Genomic DNA, 21,481 nt, shown 5'->3' with positions numbered 1-21,481 from the left:
TGCCAAGAAATGATGGGTGCCTGGCACCATTTCTTTAACGCTCGGGTAAGCTTCGCACATAACGGTCAGAGGCTTTAAGCAATTCAAGTGAACGTTTGTATAAGTGTTCGTATTCACTCATTTCATTGATCCTCGTCCGACTTTGGAAATTTAGCAGTTTACCGTCTTCAAACCCATTTTCGGGAACGAAATAAAGTTCATCTGTTAAAAATGATCCTGGCGGGAGGTAATAATTCATTGTAATTAGATTGGTCTTCGAATTGATCAGGTCTTGTCCGAAGTGAAGGAAGTCATCAAGTTCATGTCCGATAACGTTCGCAACTGTCGGTAAAATATCTATTTGCCCTCCAAGAATGTCCACTTTCTTTCCCTCATTAATTTCAGATGAATAAATGATAAAAGGAACATTGTATTTATCAAGCTTATGATATTCGTGACCAATAAGTGTTGTTAAGAGTTCCTGATCGTTTTCTTTTAAATCACCCTCTGCTAATCCAAAATGATCACCATAAATCACAAGCAGTATCTCATCCATAAGTTCATACTGCTTTAATTTTTCCAGAAAACGACCGATCGCAGCATCTGTATAATGAATGGATTGTAGATAGTTACCGATATAACTTCCTTCAACATCGGCAGGGAGTGGAAATTTTTCTTTTCGTTCAGGGATGTTGAAGGGATGATGGCTTGATAATGTGACAAACTGGCTATAAAATTTTTTATTTTGCTCGTGCCGTTCAAGTAATACTTCAAAACCCTTTTGAAAAAGAATGTCATCGGATGGTCCAATCCCAATGACGTCCTCCTCACCAAAAAAATCACTGTCATAATACGAATCAAACCCAAGAGCTTCATACAGTTGATCACGATCCCAGAAGGAAATATCATTAGCATGGAATGTCAATGTGTCATATCCCTCCAACAAACGTGGAAGGCTTGGGATTTCCTTTTTTCCGTAAGCTGCCGATGCGCTTTCACCACCAGGCGGATAAAGGCTAGTATTTGCAATAAATTCAGCGTCAGAGGTATTCCCAGCACCAATTTGTTGATAGAAGTTTGGAAAATAAACGCCCTTATTTGTTAATTGATTTAAAGTAGGTGTAATCTCTTGACCGTTAATTGTTTGATGAAGCACAAACTGTTGCAACGCTTCAAATTGTATCATAATGATATGTTTATCTTCGGCCAAACCAAAGTAATCAGGTTCACTCACTTGATTAACAGTTTTTAACTGTTGGACCGATTTCATCGTGATGTCGTCCTCACTATGCTTACGTTCAATTTGGTTTTGTGCAGCTACCCATTGATACGTAAAGACACCACTTGACCTAGAAACTTCTATTGGGTTTAAAATATAATCGGTCGTCACACCAATGCTATTTCCAATCATGATCACAAAGGCAACCGATGCAGTGATAACAAGTGGGATTTTTGCAAACGTTATGTTGTTCGTTAACGGATACTTACCGACAAGATAGAATAAAACCAATAAAATAAAATCGAGGTAAAATAACAAATAGATTGGATTAACAGATGCCATAATCGTGTCCTGTATGGCCCCGAGTTGATTGATGTTACTAAGAGTATAGATCGATGGAATCGTTTCAAAAAAGTGATAATAAACAACCAGGGATAACAAAGCTGTCGTAACGATAAAGTTGGTGACATAATAAACGAATGTTTTCCATTTATCTGTACTTACTTCAATCATCAGAAAAAGCAATACGATGACTGGCATTTCAAATAACAGAGCGTAAAATGGGTATTGATCTTCAAAAATCAACAAACGCATGAAAAAAATTTTCGCCCACAACGTGATAAGGAAGTAGAAAAAATGACTGTATAAAAACGACAACCTGTTTTCTACCATAGTGTTCAACTCCCTTGAAGAATAAAACAAGCTTATAAAAAGTGTACTCTAGTTACACTCTAAACATGCATTCAATTATGGTTTATTCGACAAGAATGGTTAAAAGAGGGTGCCTGACACCATAGTGTCAGGCACCCTCTCTCCTATCATTTATTATAGTTGTTACTAAGTAGATACCTTCCTTTCGTAACAGCACACGATCTTCTTGTACGCGCTTATATAACTCCTCATCAATGAGACCCTCTTCATAGGCCTGCTGCCAAGGCTGATCATTCACTCGAGTGTGAGGAACAAAAATTTCTAATAAATCCTCGGCCAGCTGATCACGTGATAGAGTCGCGTCATTGGCTAACGTATCTCCAAAAACCGCTTCAATCGATTGTTTATATTGATCATACGCATCAAGATTCGTACGCTTCAACCCGTTTAGAAGCAGCGTCTGTTTGAAATGCTTTACTGTTAGCTCCTCATCAACGCCAAGATCATTATCATAACCTCCAACGAGTAAACCAAGATTGATTAAAGATTGCACAGCTTCATCATACCATTCCCCTTGGTACGGGTAATCGACCTCAAATTGCCCTAGCTTCGCCCCTTGTTTTTTCAGACGGGTTTGTAATTTAGTTACTAATCCTTTATCATAGGCTAACTGACGATAACTGACCCCTTGCTCGATAGAAAGCGCGGTAGCTACACCACCCGCTTCACCGACTGCCATTCCTGTAGGGATCACGCGCGCACTTCCTGCTGCGACTGATGAGTAACCGGCAGAGCGTCCGACGACAATTACTCCCTCAATGTCTAGTGGAACGAGTGAGCGAAAAGGAATCGCATATTGCCTCGGGTTGGCTAATATATAGCCGAAATCATGAACGGATGTTGCCTGTACATCGACTGGATAACCGCCATAAGCGATCCCATCCCAATGGTCACGGTTCGTCCAAACATCAGCCATCGGTAGCTGATACTCAGCTAGGATGTGCCTTGATTCACGAACATACAATTCGTTCGGAAAGCTTGCTATATCGGCTTGCTCAAACCCGGGGAACTCCTCCTGTAAGTAGCTAACAATCGCTTCGGTTTCACGTTTCCCTTTTTCAATCGCCTTTTCAATTGCTTGTTGATCAAATACATTGACACCAAAGATCTGTAAAGCATTAATATAATAGTCGGCATCCTCTTCATCACCAACTTTAACAAGGTTTAACCCTCGTAAACGTGTATTTTCTTCCGTTGGTTCATACCTATCGTGCAAGTCACTAAAACCCCAGGCAACGTCTTCTGTTACTTGTGCCACACCGAAAGTTTCAGCTCTCGCTGTTTCCTTCACTCTCCCCCAATCGACTCCTCTTAGGTGGATCATAAGTGTCACGCCCATGACACGCTCATCTTCAAGAATATCTTCACCGCCGACAAAATAATGAGCACCAGCAAAAGCCGCAAAATCGGCATCTTGAGTCGCATCAATAAAACGATCTGCATAAACGTTAACCTCTGTGCCTTCCTGCGTTCGTAATTTCGCCCCAACGACAGTCTTGCCATCGTTGGTTTTTATAACGTCAATAAAGTTGGTTTGTAAGGCTAATGACAAGTTCTCTTCATTTTCAACGAGTGACAAAAAAGCTTCTTTCGACTCATCGATTGAAAAGGCTTGTTTCCCACCAACTTGCTCATGCCACTCAGCAAATAGTCCAGCAACACCAGGCTTTCCATCAACGCCACTGTATGTATCTAAATAATTGAGCATCCCTAACGTCATCAAGCCACCTAGCGCTTCACGATCTTCAACAAGTAACGTCTTTGCCCCATTACGAGCTGCCGCAACCGCTGCTGCCACCCCTTCTGGCTCACCACCGATAACAACAACATCATATCGCTCTTGAACCTGTGACTGCTCAACACTTCCGTTCGCATAGACAATACTATAAATACCAACAGTCGCTACCAAAAGGAAAATTATAAGGAACGCTTTACCCCTCATTTCACTCCAACCCCCGATCAAAATCAATTTACCAATATTTTGATCCTCTTCCTCCAAAGTTAAACAATGAAAGATGTTGGTGCAGATGTTGGTGCCTGGCACCGTTGTTGGGGTGCCAGGCACCAACTATGAGTGTAGCGAGTCCCAAAACGGTGCCAACGTTTGCGGCGACGATAGTCGACGTAGAGAAGACAAAACTAAGGTGCCAGGCACCCCCAAAAGGGCAAAAAAAAGAGACCCCACCAACAGGAGGAGGGGTCCCTTTCAAAGATACTTATTTCATTACATCCGCGCAATGCGGCGGAAAAAATTCAACATCGGTTGATATTTCGTACTGACTAAGCCAACAAGCTCAACAATCAATTCAATCGCTACTAATATGATTGTAATAATCAGTAGTGATACCCATAATGTTGATTGCGTAAGTAGGACAGCCGCCAGTCCGAAAAATGCACTCATTGCATAGATAAGTAAGACCGTCTTTTTATGCGAGAAACCAAGACGTAATAAGCAATGGTGTAAATGTGATTTATCCGGCGCCGATAACGGCTTTTTGTTCACGATACGACGAATGATTGCAAAGAACGTATCTGAAATCGGAACGGCTAAGATGATGACTGGGATTAATAACGAGAACACCGTAACATTTTTAAATCCGAGCAACGAAATCACGGCAATCATAAACCCTAAAAATAACGCACCCGTATCGCCCATGAAAATTTTTGCTGGATTAAAGTTATGCACTAAAAATCCAAGCGTACTTCCAAGTAAGATCGTACCGAGGGCAACGATAAATAAGTTTCCATCTAACATCGCCATCGCCGTAATCGTAATTAAGACAATCGAAGACACTCCAGCAGCTAGCCCATCAAGACCGTCGATTAAGTTAATCGCGTTCGTAATCCCGATGATCCATAATAACGTAATCGGAATGCTGAACCAGCCAAGATGAAGTTGGTTTTCAAATGGCAAGTTAATAAACTGAACTTGAACCCCGCCAATGATCACGACAACTGCTGCAAGGATCTGCCCGAACAGTTTCCATTTCGCTGATAACTCCATCATATCATCCAAAAATCCGGTCACAATAATAATGAAACCACCGATTAGAATCGGAATCGTGTACGTACTTTCCGGCTGCAAAATGACAATACCGAGTAAAAAGCTAATATATATCGCTAGACCACCAAGGCGCGCCATTAATTTTTGGTGAACTTTTCGTTCGTTTGGCTTATCTGTCGCACCAATTTTGATGGCAAATTTTCTAACTACAGGTGTAATAAACAATGCACATAAAAAACAGATCAATAACGTCAAAACGTACTGCATATTGACCCTCCCTTTTCATTACCTTTTCCCAAAAGTTTAGTTTTTATTTATAAAAAAATTGGACTTGCTCTCAATCTAGCACAGATAGGATTATATCATAGACTTGATATCTTGAATATTCTTTTTTACATAAATTCACTCCATCTACACACTTTCACACAATTTTGAACTTCGCATCAAATTAGGGAAGATAGAGATCTTCACCAATCAAGTGAAGTGAAGCCGCTTTGTCCCTTACGTGACCCGATTGCGAGCGCTTGTAAAAGCCAATAGCAGGCTTTTACCGCACTCTCCATCGGTTCACTACGTCGACTATCGTCGCCGCAAACGGTTAGCACCGTTTGGGGACTACGCTCTTTGTTGGCACCCTCTTCTTTTGTAGGGGTCTCGACTTCCTGCCCGCCCGTGCTTTACAAAGATCACCTTCTTAATGTCAGTTACTGTTGCTCTCACATTTCCTAGGAAAAATACCATGTTACATAAAAAACGCGCCGGCTGCTATCCTAAGATAACAATCGGCGCGTAGGATTTATTAACGAAAGCATGCAAGTGCACGTGCTGCGGTTTGTTTCGCTTCTTGTTTAGCTTGTGCTACATAGACGTTCATCTTTTGCTTTTCTTCTTCAAGTTGCTCACTGTGTTGCTTGATTTTTTCAAACAGCTCTTCAGCTGATAATCGATCATGAACATCAGCTGCGACAGGTTGTTGGCAAAGGTCAGCAAAGGCATCGATTTTTGGGTCGTACGATAACGCTAAAAATGGCGTTTCAACGACCGCGGCAAAGATTAACGCATGGAGACGCATTCCGACCAACATAGCAGATTCGCCAATGACGGCAATTTTTTCTTCAATCGAAGCGTCATGAGGTGAAATCAGCGCCTCTGCACTCATCATCGCTGCAACTTCCTTGGACGTCTCGGCATCATGTTCGCCATGCATCGGCACAAACACAACCTTGTATCCTAATCCAGCTGCTTGATCAAGCGCTCCAGCGATCGCCTCTTTGTAGTTATCACTGCTCGGCCAATCGCGAACAGAAACGGCAAGCATTGGTTGCTTTAGTGACTGCTCTTGAACCCAGTCACTGCTACGAGTATTAACATCAATCCCAAGCACAGGATCTGGGACGACGCTGACCTCATTTTTCAAGCCAATGTCCTTCAAAAATTGCTTAGATGCCTCGTCACGGACAGTGACGAGCTTTGCTTTTGATATGGCTACTTTCGTGATTCGCTGGTTCACCTTTTTATCGACCGGTCCAATTCCTTGCGCATAAATGACAAATGGCTTTTTATAAGCGCGAGCAATCATCATAATGCCACTATAATAAATCACACTGCGATTTCCGGTTTTATCTTGCAAGAGACTGCCACCACCACTAATGACACCATCGGCTGAACGGATCGCTTGTGACACTTCTTTTAGCTGCCAGCGATTCACCGCCTCCACTTGATACGTTTTTTTCGTATAGTCAGGATCATTCGATAAAACAACGATCTCAATGTCCGGCTGTTCGGCTTTTAACGCAGCAATAATCGAGAACAAAATCGCCTCATCACCAACATTATGAAAGCCATAATAACCTGAAAGCACTACTCTCATTCACTCCACCTCGCCTTCACCCACGGATAGAGTCGGTTCTCAACCACTTTATAAACAGCGATTAAGACAAGACCGATCCCTGCACCGAAGACGATGCTGTAAATCGTCCGTAAGCCGGAAATCAAGAACGGCGTATGCAAGTGTGTAAATGTACTAATCATTGATGAGAAGGCGATAAACCCGAGTAGTAAAAAGATCGGTGCAAATGCCTTCTTTTCCTTCATTAAATACAAGCCAAGGAAGAAGAACGGAAACCCAATTAAAAACTCGGTTGTTCGTGGGCGCACATATAAAATGTTCTCAAGCATTTGTCTAAACTGCATTTCAAGTGGCAATGCCACTCCTTCGTTACCAGTCCGACCAACGTAGAATAATAAAACAGCACCTAATACGACCATAATCGCCACATGCCAGTATCGGACAGTTAATGAGAAGAACCACTTTAGCTTGTCTCGGAACAAGAGAAGTGCCCCAATGAGCATTGGTAAAGCTGCAAGAACTTTAACACCTCTAAATTGAGCGATTTTAACAAGATACTCTGTTCCATATAACAGCAGAACAATAAACCAAATTGCGACAAAAGCAATCGCCACCGCTTTTACGTATTGCAGGATAAGATCCTTCCAATCACGGACATCCTTAATCGCTAGCACCGCGAACATCGCACCAACGATACTCGTAATCAGTGCAACCCCTTGGAGAACGATGCTGCTACCAGTCACTAGTTGCAAGAGAACGAGTAGGGCCATTCCGGCTGTCACTAGCTTCGTTAATGACGGCAATGCAGTTTGCATGAACAGTGTAATAAAGGCAACGACACCAACGAGAGAAATGATCTTCACAAGCGTTGATGGAACGAGCTCAGAGAATGGCTGTGCTGAGCCTGCCTTAAATTGATCGGGTACGCGCTCATGAAGCTTCTCAATAAATGTAACCGCACCTTCAATCCCTTGAATCCCTTCTGAAAGTGAATGATAACGCTGATCATCACCTAAGAGGTTAATGTAAAACATGCGAATGTTACGTTCCTTCACCCCACGAACGAACTTCTCCATTTCTCCATGCTGCTCTTCGAAATTATTTTTTTCAAGGTAATCAACACTTAATAAGCGAATAACATCAAAGTCACCAGTGGCTAGTAGCGTCTGCATACCTGCTTGTGGATTAAATTCAACAGTAACAATGTTATAGCCTAGATCATCGATGTTTTCAGCGAACGCCCGGATGATTTCAACATCACCGGTGCCTGGCACCTCAGTGCCTGTGAACAGTAAATGCTCTGCGCCAAGCTCACGCATTTGCGCAAGTTGTTCATAAATATAGTAGTTTTCCTCTTCTATATAAGGATAGTTATTCGAAAGTCTCGGCACAATGGAAAACCCAGCATCGATTAACTCCTCAACAATTTCAATATCATAACCAATTGGTTTCGATTTGCTGTACGCGTACGGAAAAAAGTAAATCGTATCATCTCCGACCGTGAAGCGATTTACGCTCAAGTCCCGTTCAATTGGCCTTCCTTCTGCTTTTAGTCGTTCATTTTGCAATTCATATTCATTGTTAAACGCCTCAACAAGCAGCTGAATTCCATAATGATCTTCATCAAATACTTTAAAATACATGCCAACATCATTTTCAATATGAGTACTAATCAACGGATAATCGCTGATTAGCTCGGCTTGAGAAACCTCGCTAATAATCCCGAGGTCTTCACTTTCCAAATCACTAATCGTCATCGGTTCAATTCCGACCGAATGCACACCCGCCTGATGAAGCTGGCGGTACACCTCTTCCTTCGGGTACACCTGCTGCCCGAAAGTAACCATCTCTTCAATCTCATCATACGGAATCGCGACTTCATAGTTGCGGTTTTCATCTTCTACAGCGATTCGTTCATATAAAGATGGGATTCCAACGAGCATGGCAATGATGACAATGCCCCATAACCACTTTTTCATTCATCTATACACCCTTTCGACGCTTGCCGACAAGCTTCCCTACAAGCGGTAATCCTTCTAACTCTTGCTTTGAAAATCCTTTTCCTACTACGATCAGCAAGCCATAAATAACGGCACCGACCAAAATCATTCCACAAACATATAAAAACGCGGTCAGACGCGTCCAGTCCGACACATCAACAAACGCAAGCGGCGCTGCATTCACTGCACCCATGACAAGGCTCGCACCACTAAAGACAAACACATCACGTTTCACCACTTTAAAAGGAATCGTGCGGTGCATCATCCACAGGTTTAAACTAGTGAGGACGATATACGTCACTAACGTCGATACCGCCGCCCCCATTAAACCAAACTGGCGCACGAGGATAATATTTAAAACAACCTTTAACCCCGCCGCAATCATCACGATCACAGCGGCTTGATTCGGGCGATTCATCCCTTGCAAGACCCCTGTTGTTAACACGGAAAATGCAGTGAACAACGCACTAAAAGAAAGCACCGCAATAACGGCATTCCCTTCTAAGTCCGTAAATAATGCAAGGTTTATCGGAATCGATAATGCGAGTAAACCGATCGCTGCCGGCCATGCCGTTAAGTGCGTAAACTTTAATGCCTTTTCCGTAATCTCCCGCGTTCGCTCAATTTCATTTTTCGCTAGCGCCCCTGTAATTAACGGGATTAACGGTAAAATGAGCGCACTCGCAAACACAACAGCGATTTGCACGAGCGCCAAGCCACGCCCATAAATCCCATATAAAAAGGCAACATCTGCCTCGCTATTGCCAACAGCACGAAGTTGGTTTGAGACAGTGACGGAATCGACGAGGTTTAAGAGAGCCATCGTCAAGGCACCGACACAGATCGGAATGGATAATACTAAAATTCGCTTTGCAAATGTTTTAAATGTTGACCAACTATATTTTTCGCTAGCCCCTGGCTTTAGCCCTGACTTCGTAAACGTCACCCGCAAATACAAGAGTGATGCAAGCGCACCGATCGAAGAACCGATCATAACTCCAGCAGCAACAACGTCATTTGGCGCCTGTTGCGCGACCAAATAGTAAGCCGCGACTAATATTAAGGCGACGCGCACAAATTGCTCAAGCACTTGTGAATATGCGGTCGGATTCATAATGTCATAGCCCTGGAAGAACCCACGGTAGACAGCCATATACGGCGCAATAATTAATGTGAAGGATACGACCATAATCGAATACGTCGCATACGTTCCACCAAGGACAACGGCAATATAATCGGCGAAACTAAATAAAATAATGAAACTTGTACAACCTAACGTAAACGCTAAAATACTTGCGGTCACAAACACGTTGCGAACCTCGGTCTCATCCTTTTTGACCCGCGCTTCAGAGATCAATTTCGAGATCGCAATTGGAATACCGGCAACAGAGATCGTTAACACCGTCATATAGACAGGATAAACAATCGAAAAGATTCCTAATACTTCATCACCAGCAATATTTTGTAATGGAATTCGAAAGACACTGCCTAGCACCTTCGACAGAAACGTCGCAATCGTTAACAGCAGTGCACCTTTTACAAATGTTTGACTCATTTGCTACCCTTAACTTTCTGACCAATCACTTTGCCTGCAAAAATCGGCAATGCCATCATCCGTTTCCACCGCGACGGCTGTTGAATCAGTCGGTATAGCCACTCGACATTAAGCTTTTGCCAAATTTCAGGCGCACGGTTTACTTCTCCTGCTAAAACGTCGAAGCTCCCGCCGATACCAATGAAGATTCCCTTATTAAAGGAAGAAATTCGTTCTGAGATCCATTTTTCCTGACGCGGAAAGCCGAGCGCGACAAAGACAAGATCAGGTTCTGTCTCCTTAATTTCATTCTCAATCGTTGGCTCGTCCCACTCAAAAAAGCCGTGATGAGAGCCGACGATCGTTACATTCGGAAATTGGCTTTCAACCGCTTGCTTCGTCTTCTCAAGCACTTCTGGCTTTGCTCCGAGTAAGTAAAGCTTGTACGACTTTTCGTTTGCGAGTTGTAATAACGCCATAAACATATCAAAGCCCGTGACTCGCTCAGGCAGTGGTTGACCTAACAATTGAGCGGCTTTGACGACACCGATCCCATCAGCTGTAATATAGTTTGCCTTTGCTAGCAGCTTTTGATAGTCTTGATCATTGTGTGCAGCAAGGACAATTTCAGGATTAGCCGTGACGACAAACGCCTTTTCTTCCTTTTCCAAATGATCCCCTAACCTTGCAATCATTTCATTCATTGTTGTATTAATAAAATCGACCCCAAGAATCGACACTTTCTCATAAGACAAATCAAATCACCATCTTATTCTCTAGATTTATACTTCCTAGCAAATCATATCAAAAAAACACGAACTTGGGAATCGAATCCGTATGTGAAAGCTTGTAATTTCCGTTCATTTTGACCTCCTACCCTAGAAGAGCATGTTTAAAATGTGTTATGCAATGGCTCCACTCGCTGCCACGCCTGCTAGGGAAAAACATCCCTTTTTGAACAGACTCTAAAAGGTCAACGGCCGGTTTTACTATAATTTCACAACTGTTATTGAATATTTAATTCATGTTATACTATTAGAGCGTGTAAAAAAGTGTAAGGTCTGTTCAAAATACCTACCTACTAACGAACCATTTTGAACAGCTTGATCAGGATGCTAATTTTAAGGAGAGAATACTATGCTCGGTACGATAAAAAAGTTAATCGGTGACGAACAACAGCGAAAATTGAAGAAGTACCAAAAAATCGTTGAGCGCATAAATAAGCTTGAACCTCAAATCGAAAAGCTATCAGATGAAGAGTTACAAGCGAAAACAACTGAATTTAAAGACAAACTAGCCAATGGAAAAGCGCTCGATGACATCAAACCTGAAGCATTTGCTGTCGTCCGCGAAGCGTCAAAGCGTGTGCTTGGCCTACGTCACTATGATGTCCAGCTCATCGGTGGACTTGTTTTAAATGAAGGTGATATTTCTGAAATGCCAACAGGGGAAGGGAAAACACTTGTTGCTTCACTTCCAAGTTATTTGCGTGCCCTTGAAGGCAAAGGCGTTCACGTCATTACAGTTAATGAGTACTTAGCCAAACGTGACCGTGAGCTGATTGGACAAGTTCATGAGTTTTTAGGGTTAACGGTTGGCTTGAATATTTCACAATTGCCACCCGCCGAAAAGAAAGCGGCTTATCAAGCGGATATTACGTACGGTATTGGTAATGAATTTGGTTTCGACCTCTTACGTGACAATATGGTATATAGCGTTGGCCAACGCGTTCAGCGTCCATTCCACTTTGCGATTATCGATGAAATTGACAGTGTCCTTGTCGACGAGGCAAAGACACCATTAATCATTGCCGGAAAAACACAGGTCAATCCAAGTCTCTACCACATTTGTGCGAAAATGGCGCGTAGCTTCAAAGCGGATGAGGATTATTTATACGATCCCATTACGAAATCAACAAACTTAACCGATGACGGGATTACAAAGGTTGAACGTGCATTTGGAATTGATAACCTGTATGACCTTGAACATCAAACACTCTATCACTTTGTCCTACAAGCATTACGTGCACGCGTGATGTTCCGTCGCGATGTCGACTATATCGTAAAAGAAGGGCAAATTCAGCTTGTTGATATGTTTACCGGACGTGTGATGGAAGGTCGTACATTTAGCGATGGTCTACACCAAGCGCTTGAAGCGAAAGAAGGCCTACAGATCACCGAAGAAAACAAAACACAAGCGATGATTACGATCCAAAACTACTTCCGTATGTACCCGAAACTATCCGGAATGACTGGGACAGCAAAAACGGAAGAAAAAGAGTTCCAAATGCTTTACGGTATGGATGTTATCCAAGTACCAACGAACAAACCGCGTATCCGTGAAGATAAGCAGGACATCGTCTTTGCGACAACAGAGCAAAAGTACAAGGCCGTTGCCAATGAAGTGAAAAAGCGTCATGAAACAGGGCAACCAGTTCTGATCGGAACAGCATCGATTATTCAGTCTGAAACGATGGCTACTTACCTTGATGAGGCTGAAATTCCATATGAACTTCTTAATGCGAAAAGTGTTGAAAACGAAGTGCAGCTGATTTCACTTGCCGGACAGAAACACCAAGTAACGATCGCGACAAACATGGCTGGGCGTGGAACAGATATTATGCTCGGTGAAGGCGTAGCCGAACTTGGCGGATTGTTTGTGCTCGGGACAGAGCGTCATGAGAGTCGTCGAATCGATAATCAGTTAAAAGGACGCTCAGGTCGTCAAGGTGACCCAGGTGAGACGCAATTTTTCATTTCGATTGAAGATGAGATGATTCAGCGCTTTGGTCGTGATGATATTGACAAGTTCAAACATGAAAACAAGCTAACAACCGATAGCGATGGTGTAATTACCAATAAAGACATCTACACGCTCATTGACCGTGCTCAACGGATGTGTGAAGATGCGAACTATGCAGCACGAGAATATACGTTGAAACTCGATAACATCGTCAACGAACAGCGAAATGTCATTTACGAATTACGTAACCGTGTGCTTGAAAGTGATGATCCACTATCGATCTTATTACCAATGATCGAATCAAGTGCTGAACAGTTCGTTGAGCAATATTGCCCGAAAGAACTGCTCCCAGAAGAATGGAACTTAACTGAGTTATCAACCCGCCTAAACCACATTCTTGCAGACGCCAACATTTCATTTGGCAAGGACGTGGTCGATGTTAGTGAAGTAAAAGAAATCGTTGCTGAAAAATCAAAGAACTATATTGAAAAATTAAAACAACTCTCAGATAATGAGAATGTTCAAGCGAAATGCAACCGCATTTTATTAATGACGATTGACTTTCACTGGCTACAACACATCGAAGAGATGAATCGTCTGAAAGAGGGGATTGGCTTACGTGGCTATAGCCAAGAAGATCCTATGCGTATCTATACGCGCGAAGGCTACGAGCTATTTACGATCATGTATCACTCCTTAGAGCGTGATGCCAGCATCCATTTAACAAAGGTGACAAAGCCTTACTTTAAAGAGAACGAGGGGGAACAATAATGCTACCTTTTTTTAAAAAGAAAAATGGGGAAAGCCCGAAAATGGAAGGAAGCGAAAGTACAGTTTCATCGGAGGAATTACTTGATGAAACATCAACAGATAGCAGTGATGACGAGATTTATACAGAGCTATCGATTCACCCTGAGTGGAACATTCCAAAAGAAGATCGCTATGCGTTTCAGTTTTTAAATCAGGAATTACCTCCACTTAAGCCGAACCAATTGTCACTTTCAGGCATCAATATTATGCAAAGTGATGACGGTTCATACCGAATCGCTGCATTCGTTCGTAACAGTTTAGATAAGGCGATTAAATTAGAAGATGCGACACTTGTTTTATTAGATGATAATGATGAAGTATTAGGACGCAAAGCGTTCAACCTTGCTGATGTCGGTGAAATCCCAGCAAAAAGCGCTCGTCCGTGGAATTTCAAATTTACATCAAAAGACTTGTTTACAACAGAACTTCCTGCTGAAGGCTGGAAACTTGCCTTCCAACTGAAGCCAACATCAAGAAAGCACTCATTAGAACTTGCTGAAAGCTGGGAGAAGTCACTAGCAGAAGAAAGCAAGCAGCAACTGGAGGAAATGGTGAACAAGCTTACACCACCAAAAGCTGGTGAAGTGAACTTTATGGGCTTAAAAGCGAACCAAGCGGAGAATGGTGACCTTCATGTTACGCTATTAATCCGTAACGGTAGTGAGAAGAATGTTAATTTAGAGCAACTACCATTACAAGTTGAAGATGCAAGCGGCGAAGTGATTGCTAAAGGTGGCTTCAAGCTTGAAAAGCTGCAGGTCAAAGCAAACACAAGTAAGCCATGGACATTCATCTTCCCGAAATCCTTAATTACAAAAGAATCAATTGATTTAAGTAAGTGGAAAGCATATCCACCTGAACAAAAGAAATAAAGTGCAAAAAATAAGGCTGAAGTGACAGTCATCTCATTAAACGAGATAGCAGTCACTTCAGCCTTTTTAATTACCTACTCATAATACTCTATTAATCCTTCAGCAATCGCCTCAGCCGCATACTCGCGGTAACGATCGGACCTTAAGATCTCAGCATCCCCAAGGTTTGTCATAAACCCTAATTCAACGAGGATACTTGGCATCTTCGCATTACGGATCACATAGAACGAACCGTCTTTGACACCACGGTCATTTGTGTCGAGCTTTTCAAGTAACTTTTCTTGAATCACTTCAGCAAGAGCGTGACTATTTTCGCTCGAATGCGTGGCATTCCAGTAAGTCTCCGTTCCCGAAGCGTTTGTATTCTCTGCTGCATTCGCATGAATACTTACAAATGAATCTGCATTAACGTCATGAGCGATTTGTACTCGTTCTGCCAATGTTAAATACGTATCATCTGTTCTAGTCATCGTAACATCGAAATCAGCCGCTTCAAGCAATCGCTGAACGCGCAAGCTAACATCTAGAACAATTTCTTTTTCCTCTAATCCGTTGGCAATGGCGCCTGGATCCTTACCACCATGACCAGCATCAATCACAATTTTCTGACCTCCAAGATTAGGAGCCTCAGTGAAATCACCATGGCTTAGTGTAATGATCACATCGTCATCCGAATGTTGAATGACCGGGTGATAATCATCTTCTATGTATAAATAAATGTGAGTGCGGTGACCTTCTTCTACATATTGTGTTCGTTCAAGTCCTCTAACTCGATCAGGAAATTCAAATGTTTCTGATGCTGATACAGATAATTGATAGACTTGATCGGCAACTTCTCGATCAGATGAACGGATACTTCCACCAATTTTCGGCAGTGTGATCGTCGTCTGACCTTCCGCTTGTTCAACCGTAGGCTCACCAAGGAGCTTAATAACCTCATCATCTTTATACAGATCTAAATACAATGATTGGACATACCCTTCCTTGCCCTCATCATATTCAACATTTACCCAGCGATTATTAAAGCTTGTAACAATGACTTGATCCCCTCTTGTCAAACGGTCAACTGATTCATAATCTGTCCCAGGTCCAGCTCGCACATTGAGTGGAGATGCATTAACAACAGCTGCATACTCACCATTAGCCTCAACCTCAGGAAGGTCCTCAATGTCAACCTCTGGGCCCTCAGCAACTGGCGGCTCGTCTACCTTCTCTTCATCACGCTGTTCTTCTTCCGTTTCTTCAACAACTTCCTCGGTTGACTCATCCTTCACTTCTGCAGGGCTATTAATATGCGCTTCACGTGTGCTTTGATTCCAATTCACGTCAGCATCAAATGTTTCTGCAAAGAAGCGAAGCGGAATGACGGTACTGCTTTCAACAATACGTGGTGCCGGACTTACGGAGATAAAATCACCATTTACTCTAGTGATCTCATCATCAATCGTAAATAGGACCTCTGTTGTTGTATTCGATGACCATACCTGTTTAGATTCCCCCATCCAGCGAACGTCAATATCTAACGCTTCACCAATTGCACGGAATGGCACTAATAAATGATTATCAACCATTGGTGGCTCATCAAATGGAAGCTCCACTTGAACTTCATCAACAAAAATTTTAATCGTGTTGCGCTCATTCGTAGCGTTTTCATTCGATGGATTTGCTTGTGGTGCTACTTCAACAAAATCACCGTGAACAAAGGCGCTCGCATTGTCATAATCAATTTCATACCATTCATCAACGACATCTGTAATCGTCACGGTAGCGCCATGGCTTAAGCTTCCGACACGTTCAGCTGTTGTATCAGGTGCCGAACGAACATTTAAACTGCTGCCTGTCACCTTACCTTTGTCTGCTGCTAGAACCGATGGTAGGGCAAAGGTGGACAATATCAGCAACACACTAAGAGTTAGCAGCAAAACCTTCCTGACACTCAAATGAATCCCTCCTTAATAAAATTGTAACTACTATATAAGAGCTTGTTTATAGATTCTGTTCAAACGGAGAAAACACCCCTTTTTGAACAGAATCTATAAGTGAAAAAGAGGAAACACCTCTGCATATGCAGTGCATTCCCTCTATAAAACTAAAACAATGAACAAATACAAGATCTCTCTTATCTCACCGTTGTAATTTCAGTTACATAATCACCATGAACATGTGCATGTGTAAAATCCATATGGTCTGAATAAATTTTGTACCACGTTCCATCCGCTTGCGTGCTTTCTTCTAGTATGGCAAGATACACGCCTGGATTCGGATATGTGAACTGTGCTGCAATGTTTGTATTTGGCTCATGCCTAACATTTAAAAAACTAGTTGTTTTGCCAATAGTGTAGTAGTTTAGATCTTTTTGACCTAAAAACTTGTCGGCACGGTACATGTGACCAGCAATCTTTTGACCCCAGAATGGATCAGAAGCATAGCTAACATTCAAGCCAATACTCTTGTTACCAAGAACGGCACTATTAAAATACCATCCATTTGGATCGACATAACGCTGTGATACATAATCAGCGATATACATAATTGAATCTTCAAAGCTATCAAATGTCTCTGCATTACGCAGTGGATCGCTGTCCGTTGCACGTAAGCCAAATAGGTTGTACTTTTCTTGTGCAATTTGACTTTGAGCATAGTTACTTTCATGGATCGCTTTTGCTAGCAAGTATAGTGCATTGAGCTCATACTCTTCTTCTGCCTCTTTAAAGACATGCCCTAATTCCGCTAATGGACTGTCAGGACGTACGGCTTTGATATACTCGTTCAACTCTTCTGCTGAATAATTAGTTTTTGTTCGTAGTGGCAAGTAATTAAAATATTGACGTGCTTCGCCTACCTTTTGGTTCGCACGATTATAAAACTCCCAACCATTGATGCTCGTATACTCTTGGTTCTCCTCTAAAAATGAAGGAGCAGGTCCATACATATAAGATACGTAACGATTCGTTAGCGGGTTATAAATATAGTGTAAAAGGTCACCATCAACATTTTTATAATATGATTGACCTTCTAGTAGTGCTGTCGGTGTGAGCATCACTTCCGTTTGCTCAACATAGCCAACCGCATCAGCAAACTGAACTTTTACGAAATCTTCATCAGCATCTAGGTACTCCATTTCAGCACCAGCATTTACATAAGCCAGCTGAGTTTTTCGATCTTCATCATAAATAATCACAATGAAGTTCCCTTCTGACGGTGCTGCGGTCACGATTCCATCATTCATCTTAATCATGTCTTGTCCCAAATAAATCACTTGTTGATTCGAACGTTGATTGTTCGCATCGTCAAAACTTGTATACTGCTGAGGTGCAAATTGAACATTTCCTTGTTGATCAATCGTCGCAAGCTGATAATGGACGATTCGTTCCCCATCATTTTCCGCAACATGTAACATTCGGTCAATAAACGCTGCCGCATGGGCGCGTGTCGCATGATCTTTTGGTCCAAACTGATATGTGCCATCGCCGCGTGGCATTCCTTGGATAATTCCAAAGTAAACATTATGAGCGATCGCTGTGCGATACATCGGATGAATGTTGTCGACATCGGTAAATGACAGGTGAACCGTGTTTCGTGAAACATTTTGATACTCTAACGCACGGTCAATCATGACAGCCATTTGCTCTCTCGTAATGTTTTCATCAGGATGAAAGACATTACCGGGGTAACCACCAACGATACCAGCTGATGCTGCTCTTGATATCCCACCTCTTAATAGATAATCATCAGCAACATCATCAAAATCAGATGATCCTGTTGGTAGATTTAGTGCCCGGGCAATAAATGTCGCAAATTGCGCACGTGTGATCGAATCATCCGGCCCATAGACACCGTCACGATAGCCTCTCATAATGCCACGATCAATCACTGATCTCATTTCCTCTTCTAGCGAGTGGTCAACGAGATCATCGTTTTGGTTAGCACTTACTGAAAATGGCATTGCTACAATGAGTGCCACGATCAAACAAAAGGCGATAACCTTTTTCACATTAAAAACTCCCTTCACAAATCAAGGTTCAGACGATCTATAATTCTACGTTTTACATACAGGCCCAATACCCTCACCTATAATGACGGAACGGCCTATATGTATACGCTTGTACTCATTTGTATAAAAATATCAAACTACTACTTATTGTAGCAGAATGCACTCAGTGAACATAGGTATTTTTGTCGCAATTTCTACCTTTTTCCCTAGTGCTGTTATAGATCATCAATGACTCGGTACATCAATACAGAAAACTCAGCTCTAGTAATCTCGTTGCTCGGACCAAATGTGCCATCTGGGTATCCACCAGCAAGGTCATTAGCCGCTAGCGTGTTAATTGCTCCATGTGCCCAATGTTCCGTGTTCACATCGCTAAACTGCTCTTCAGTTTCACCAACTAGGTTGTAAGCTCGTTGCATGATCACGGCCATTTCCGCACGTGTTAATGACTCATTTGGGGCAAAGGTTTTCTCCGCTTTTCCGGTTAGTAAACCTTCATCAGCAACCGTTGCGATCACATCGTAGTAACCTGACGTCGCACGGACATCGTTAAAATCAGGCGCCGGGCGATTCTCTGTATCAAGCCCAAGCTCTCGCACTAACATCGTAGCTGCCTGTGCCCGAGTAATGCTTACACCAGGTTGGAACGAACCATCAGTAAATCCGGTAATAATATGGCGATCGTTGAGAGCGATCACACCACCGTATGCCCAATGCTCGCTATCAATATCACTAAAGCGCTCGACATGATAGCTTGAGTCATAGATCGCTTCGATTTGATCGATAAAAATCGTCCCTTTTCCTTGCTTATCTGCATTTGGTTGCGCCACATAAATTTGATTAAATGAAATTGGATGTGGAACGTTAGCTGGAATATCTGCTCTTACGTAGCGCCAGCCACTCCAATTCATTCCGTCTTCAGCGGTGAAGTTAATCGTATGATTTTGTCCGGTACGGTCGCTTATTTGACCACGAAGCCAGTGGTCATTGCCATCACCGAACACCCAAGCACCAATCTCGACTGGTTGCCCTTGTAAATACTGAGAATCTCTTGCTGCTACATAAGCTGCTGCAGTTCCCTCATCACCTGTCGAATAGTCGTAATCAAGTTTCGCGGAATAGTTTCCAAGACGTACGGGATCATAAGCTCCACTTCTCTCAAGTGTCGCTGATGCACGTGCCGTATCCGCACGCCAATCGCTCACATCTTCAAATTCGTCAATAATGATCATTTCCTCATCAACTCGAACTGGTGGTTCTGTACTTACGACTTGAAGCGTCGTTGAAACCGCACGCTCTCGTCCATCTGATGGGCTGTTAACGACTACTGGATACGCAAGCCTCGGGAGGCGCGCTGCCATTGTCGTTGATCCACCACCATCGAGGTTAATCGCGCGATCAGCCCCGAGCTCGATTAAATAGTTTGCTAGATCTCGTAAACTACTTCCATCACTAAACCCTGTTTGACGGCCGTCAACTGTGACCATGAATAGCTCTGAACCGTCCTTGGAAACGCCAATGGCTGTACGTGGGTGGCGGCTCTGGGCAAATGAACTTTCTGTATTCATACTAATCGCTACGTTCCCATCTTTTACAAGCATTGGCCCTGTTGCAATCATGAATTCGGTTTGTTTCCACTGATCATCGATTTCTGCAGTAAGTGTGACTGTATCACCAACTTCTACGTTTTCAAGCTGGTCAGATAACACCTGTCCATGTGATGAAATAATAAATCCATCTTCAGGAATCGAACGATCAACACCTTCACCAAATCTAGCAATTTCAGCAACAGTTCCTGTAATCGTATCACCAAATGAAAGCTCTGCTGGATTTTTTGAAGCTCCGGTAATCACAACATCGGTCACATATTGGTTAGCCTTTACCGTTGATTCTGAATGATCTGGTGTGTAAACGACTGTTTCACCATATAAACGCTCGTGATTAATCGTCGTCACTGGCAAGTCGACTTGATTGATAGATACTGAGAGACTTGCATCATAGTTATCAATCAGCGCTGTACCATCGGTTTTCATCCCAAAGGCAGCCGACTGATGGATCGGTCCATCATCATCTTCTGATGCTAGCCCAAAATAACGGAGTTGATTGTTCACTGTGACAATGCTTGAAGGAAAGCGTGATGTCGGATTGAAAAAACCTCCGTTAATCGCGCCGACGACATAATGACCTTCATATGTATTGGCTACCGCTTGTTGAGTTGTCGTTGTTAAGCGGTTAAGCGGTGACGGTATCCCAAGAGCGATGCTCGTATCCGCATGATTCATATCGACAGTGAGCTGGTGAACCGATCGCTGTATGCTCCCTCCTCGGTAATAGTCATTTTCATAGTTGACGCCTGGTGACAACTCAGACGTAAAGAGCGAATCTTGATCGCCATACGTTGATGCTGCAGCACCCGTACCATATAACGGCATCGAAACAAGTGTCAAAACAAGCACGAGTGATAAAACTCTAGTAAACTGGTAAGCTTTCATATGTTCATCTCCTATATTCTTACAACATACGTCAATCACTTTATTTATTCTACAAGAAAAACGCAAACTTGCACATAAGAATAAGGTTACAAATTGATTACGCTGTCGTAATGACAAGCGGTAAATCAATAGTTTCTAGTACGCTTTCCTAGACCAGCAAAAAATACCTTTGTTTTCGACAGTGGCGCTCGTTATAATAGTAATATTGTAGATTGATATAAAAGAACCTCTAAAAAAGCGTATTTAAAAAGTGTTATGCAATGGCTCCACTCGCT

The 21,481-nt window shown here is 42.6% G+C and carries 12 protein-coding genes; 2 read left to right on the top strand and 10 right to left on the bottom strand.

All coding sequences use genetic code 11. The features are described from left to right. Positions 1-34 precede the first annotated feature (34 nt). The 7 genes from KH400_RS05130 to KH400_RS05100 all read right to left on the bottom strand — a co-directional run bounded on the left by KH400_RS05130 (position 35) and on the right by KH400_RS05100 (position 11,051). Complete coding sequence (locus tag KH400_RS05130; protein ID WP_217222565.1) at positions 35-1,870, bottom strand: LTA synthase family protein; 1,836 nt, start codon at positions 1,868-1,870, stop codon at positions 35-37. 127 nt (positions 1,871-1,997) lie between these two features. Then, positions 1,998-3,851, bottom strand: coding sequence for an FAD-dependent oxidoreductase (locus KH400_RS05125; protein ID WP_217222563.1), 1,854 nt, complete (start codon positions 3,849-3,851; stop codon positions 1,998-2,000). Between the two features lie 282 nt (positions 3,852-4,133). Further along, positions 4,134-5,180, bottom strand: a complete 1,047-nt coding sequence (locus KH400_RS05120; RefSeq protein WP_217222560.1) for a glycosyltransferase family 4 protein — start codon at positions 5,178-5,180, stop codon at positions 4,134-4,136. A gap of 532 nt (positions 5,181-5,712) precedes the next feature. Next, on the bottom strand, positions 5,713-6,783 hold the full coding sequence (csaB, locus tag KH400_RS05115; protein WP_217222558.1) for a polysaccharide pyruvyl transferase CsaB: 1,071 nt from the start codon (positions 6,781-6,783) through the stop codon (positions 5,713-5,715). Continuing rightward, positions 6,780-8,741: a DUF5693 family protein gene (locus KH400_RS05110; protein WP_217222555.1), complete on the bottom strand. Its 1,962-nt coding sequence runs from the start codon at positions 8,739-8,741 to the stop codon at positions 6,780-6,782. Before KH400_RS05110 ends, csaB begins: the two co-directional genes overlap by 4 nt. Before the next feature lie 4 nt (positions 8,742-8,745). Further along, on the bottom strand, positions 8,746-10,317 hold the full coding sequence (locus KH400_RS05105) for a putative polysaccharide biosynthesis protein (protein WP_217222553.1): 1,572 nt from the start codon (positions 10,315-10,317) through the stop codon (positions 8,746-8,748). Continuing rightward, the gene (locus KH400_RS05100; protein WP_217222551.1) at positions 10,314-11,051 is read right to left on the bottom strand and encodes a WecB/TagA/CpsF family glycosyltransferase; all 738 of its coding nucleotides are present in this window, start codon (positions 11,049-11,051) and stop codon (positions 10,314-10,316) included. Before KH400_RS05100 ends, KH400_RS05105 begins: the two co-directional genes overlap by 4 nt. 382 nt (positions 11,052-11,433) lie before the next feature. On the opposite strand from KH400_RS05100, the gene secA2 reads away from it, so the two are divergent. Next, the gene (gene secA2 / locus KH400_RS05095; protein ID WP_217222549.1) at positions 11,434-13,809 is read left to right on the top strand and encodes an accessory Sec system translocase SecA2; all 2,376 of its coding nucleotides are present in this window, start codon (positions 11,434-11,436) and stop codon (positions 13,807-13,809) included. Then, a complete protein-coding gene (locus tag KH400_RS05090; protein WP_217222547.1) occupies positions 13,809-14,720 on the top strand; it encodes an accessory Sec system S-layer assembly protein in 912 nt (303 codons plus the stop codon). The genes secA2 and KH400_RS05090 overlap by 1 nt, the downstream gene beginning before the upstream one ends. A gap of 74 nt (positions 14,721-14,794) precedes the next feature. Here the strand turns inward: KH400_RS05090 and KH400_RS05085 are convergent, their stop codons facing one another. The 3 genes from KH400_RS05085 to KH400_RS05075 all read right to left on the bottom strand — a co-directional run bounded on the left by KH400_RS05085 (position 14,795) and on the right by KH400_RS05075 (position 21,206). Continuing rightward, positions 14,795-16,660, bottom strand: a complete 1,866-nt coding sequence (locus KH400_RS05085; protein ID WP_217222545.1) for an N-acetylmuramoyl-L-alanine amidase — start codon at positions 16,658-16,660, stop codon at positions 14,795-14,797. 179 nt (positions 16,661-16,839) lie between these two features. Continuing rightward, positions 16,840-18,714 (bottom strand): S-layer homology domain-containing protein, encoded by a 1,875-nt coding sequence (locus tag KH400_RS05080; protein ID WP_217222543.1) that lies wholly within the window; start codon positions 18,712-18,714, stop codon positions 16,840-16,842. Positions 18,715-18,929: 215 nt separating this feature from the next. Further along, positions 18,930-21,206: an S-layer homology domain-containing protein gene (locus KH400_RS05075; protein WP_217222541.1), complete on the bottom strand. Its 2,277-nt coding sequence runs from the start codon at positions 21,204-21,206 to the stop codon at positions 18,930-18,932. Between the last annotated feature and the right edge of the window lie 275 nt (positions 21,207-21,481).

This window comes from Desertibacillus haloalkaliphilus (genome assembly GCF_019039105.1).
Classification (GTDB): Bacteria; Bacillota; Bacilli; order Bacillales; family KJ1-10-99; genus Desertibacillus; species Desertibacillus haloalkaliphilus.
This window is presented reverse-complemented; position numbering and strand designations above follow the sequence as displayed.

Excerpts from the sequence above, each read along its gene's own strand:
- KH400_RS05130 (WP_217222565.1), bottom strand. The coding sequence starts at position 1,870 with ATGGTAGAAAACAGGTTGTCGTTTTTATACAGTCATTTTTTCTACTTC.
- KH400_RS05125 (WP_217222563.1), bottom strand. The coding sequence starts at position 3,851 with ATGAGGGGTAAAGCGTTCCTTATAATTTTCCTTTTGGTAGCGACTGTT.
- KH400_RS05120 (WP_217222560.1), bottom strand. The coding sequence starts at position 5,180 with ATGCAGTACGTTTTGACGTTATTGATCTGTTTTTTATGTGCATTGTTT.
- csaB (WP_217222558.1), bottom strand. The coding sequence starts at position 6,783 with ATGAGAGTAGTGCTTTCAGGTTATTATGGCTTTCATAATGTTGGTGAT.
- KH400_RS05110 (WP_217222555.1), bottom strand. The coding sequence starts at position 8,741 with ATGAAAAAGTGGTTATGGGGCATTGTCATCATTGCCATGCTCGTTGGA.
- KH400_RS05105 (WP_217222553.1), bottom strand. The coding sequence starts at position 10,317 with ATGAGTCAAACATTTGTAAAAGGTGCACTGCTGTTAACGATTGCGACG.
- secA2 (WP_217222549.1), top strand. The coding sequence starts at position 11,434 with ATGCTCGGTACGATAAAAAAGTTAATCGGTGACGAACAACAGCGAAAA.
- KH400_RS05090 (WP_217222547.1), top strand. The coding sequence starts at position 13,809 with ATGCTACCTTTTTTTAAAAAGAAAAATGGGGAAAGCCCGAAAATGGAA.
- KH400_RS05075 (WP_217222541.1), bottom strand. The coding sequence starts at position 21,206 with ATGAAAGCTTACCAGTTTACTAGAGTTTTATCACTCGTGCTTGTTTTG.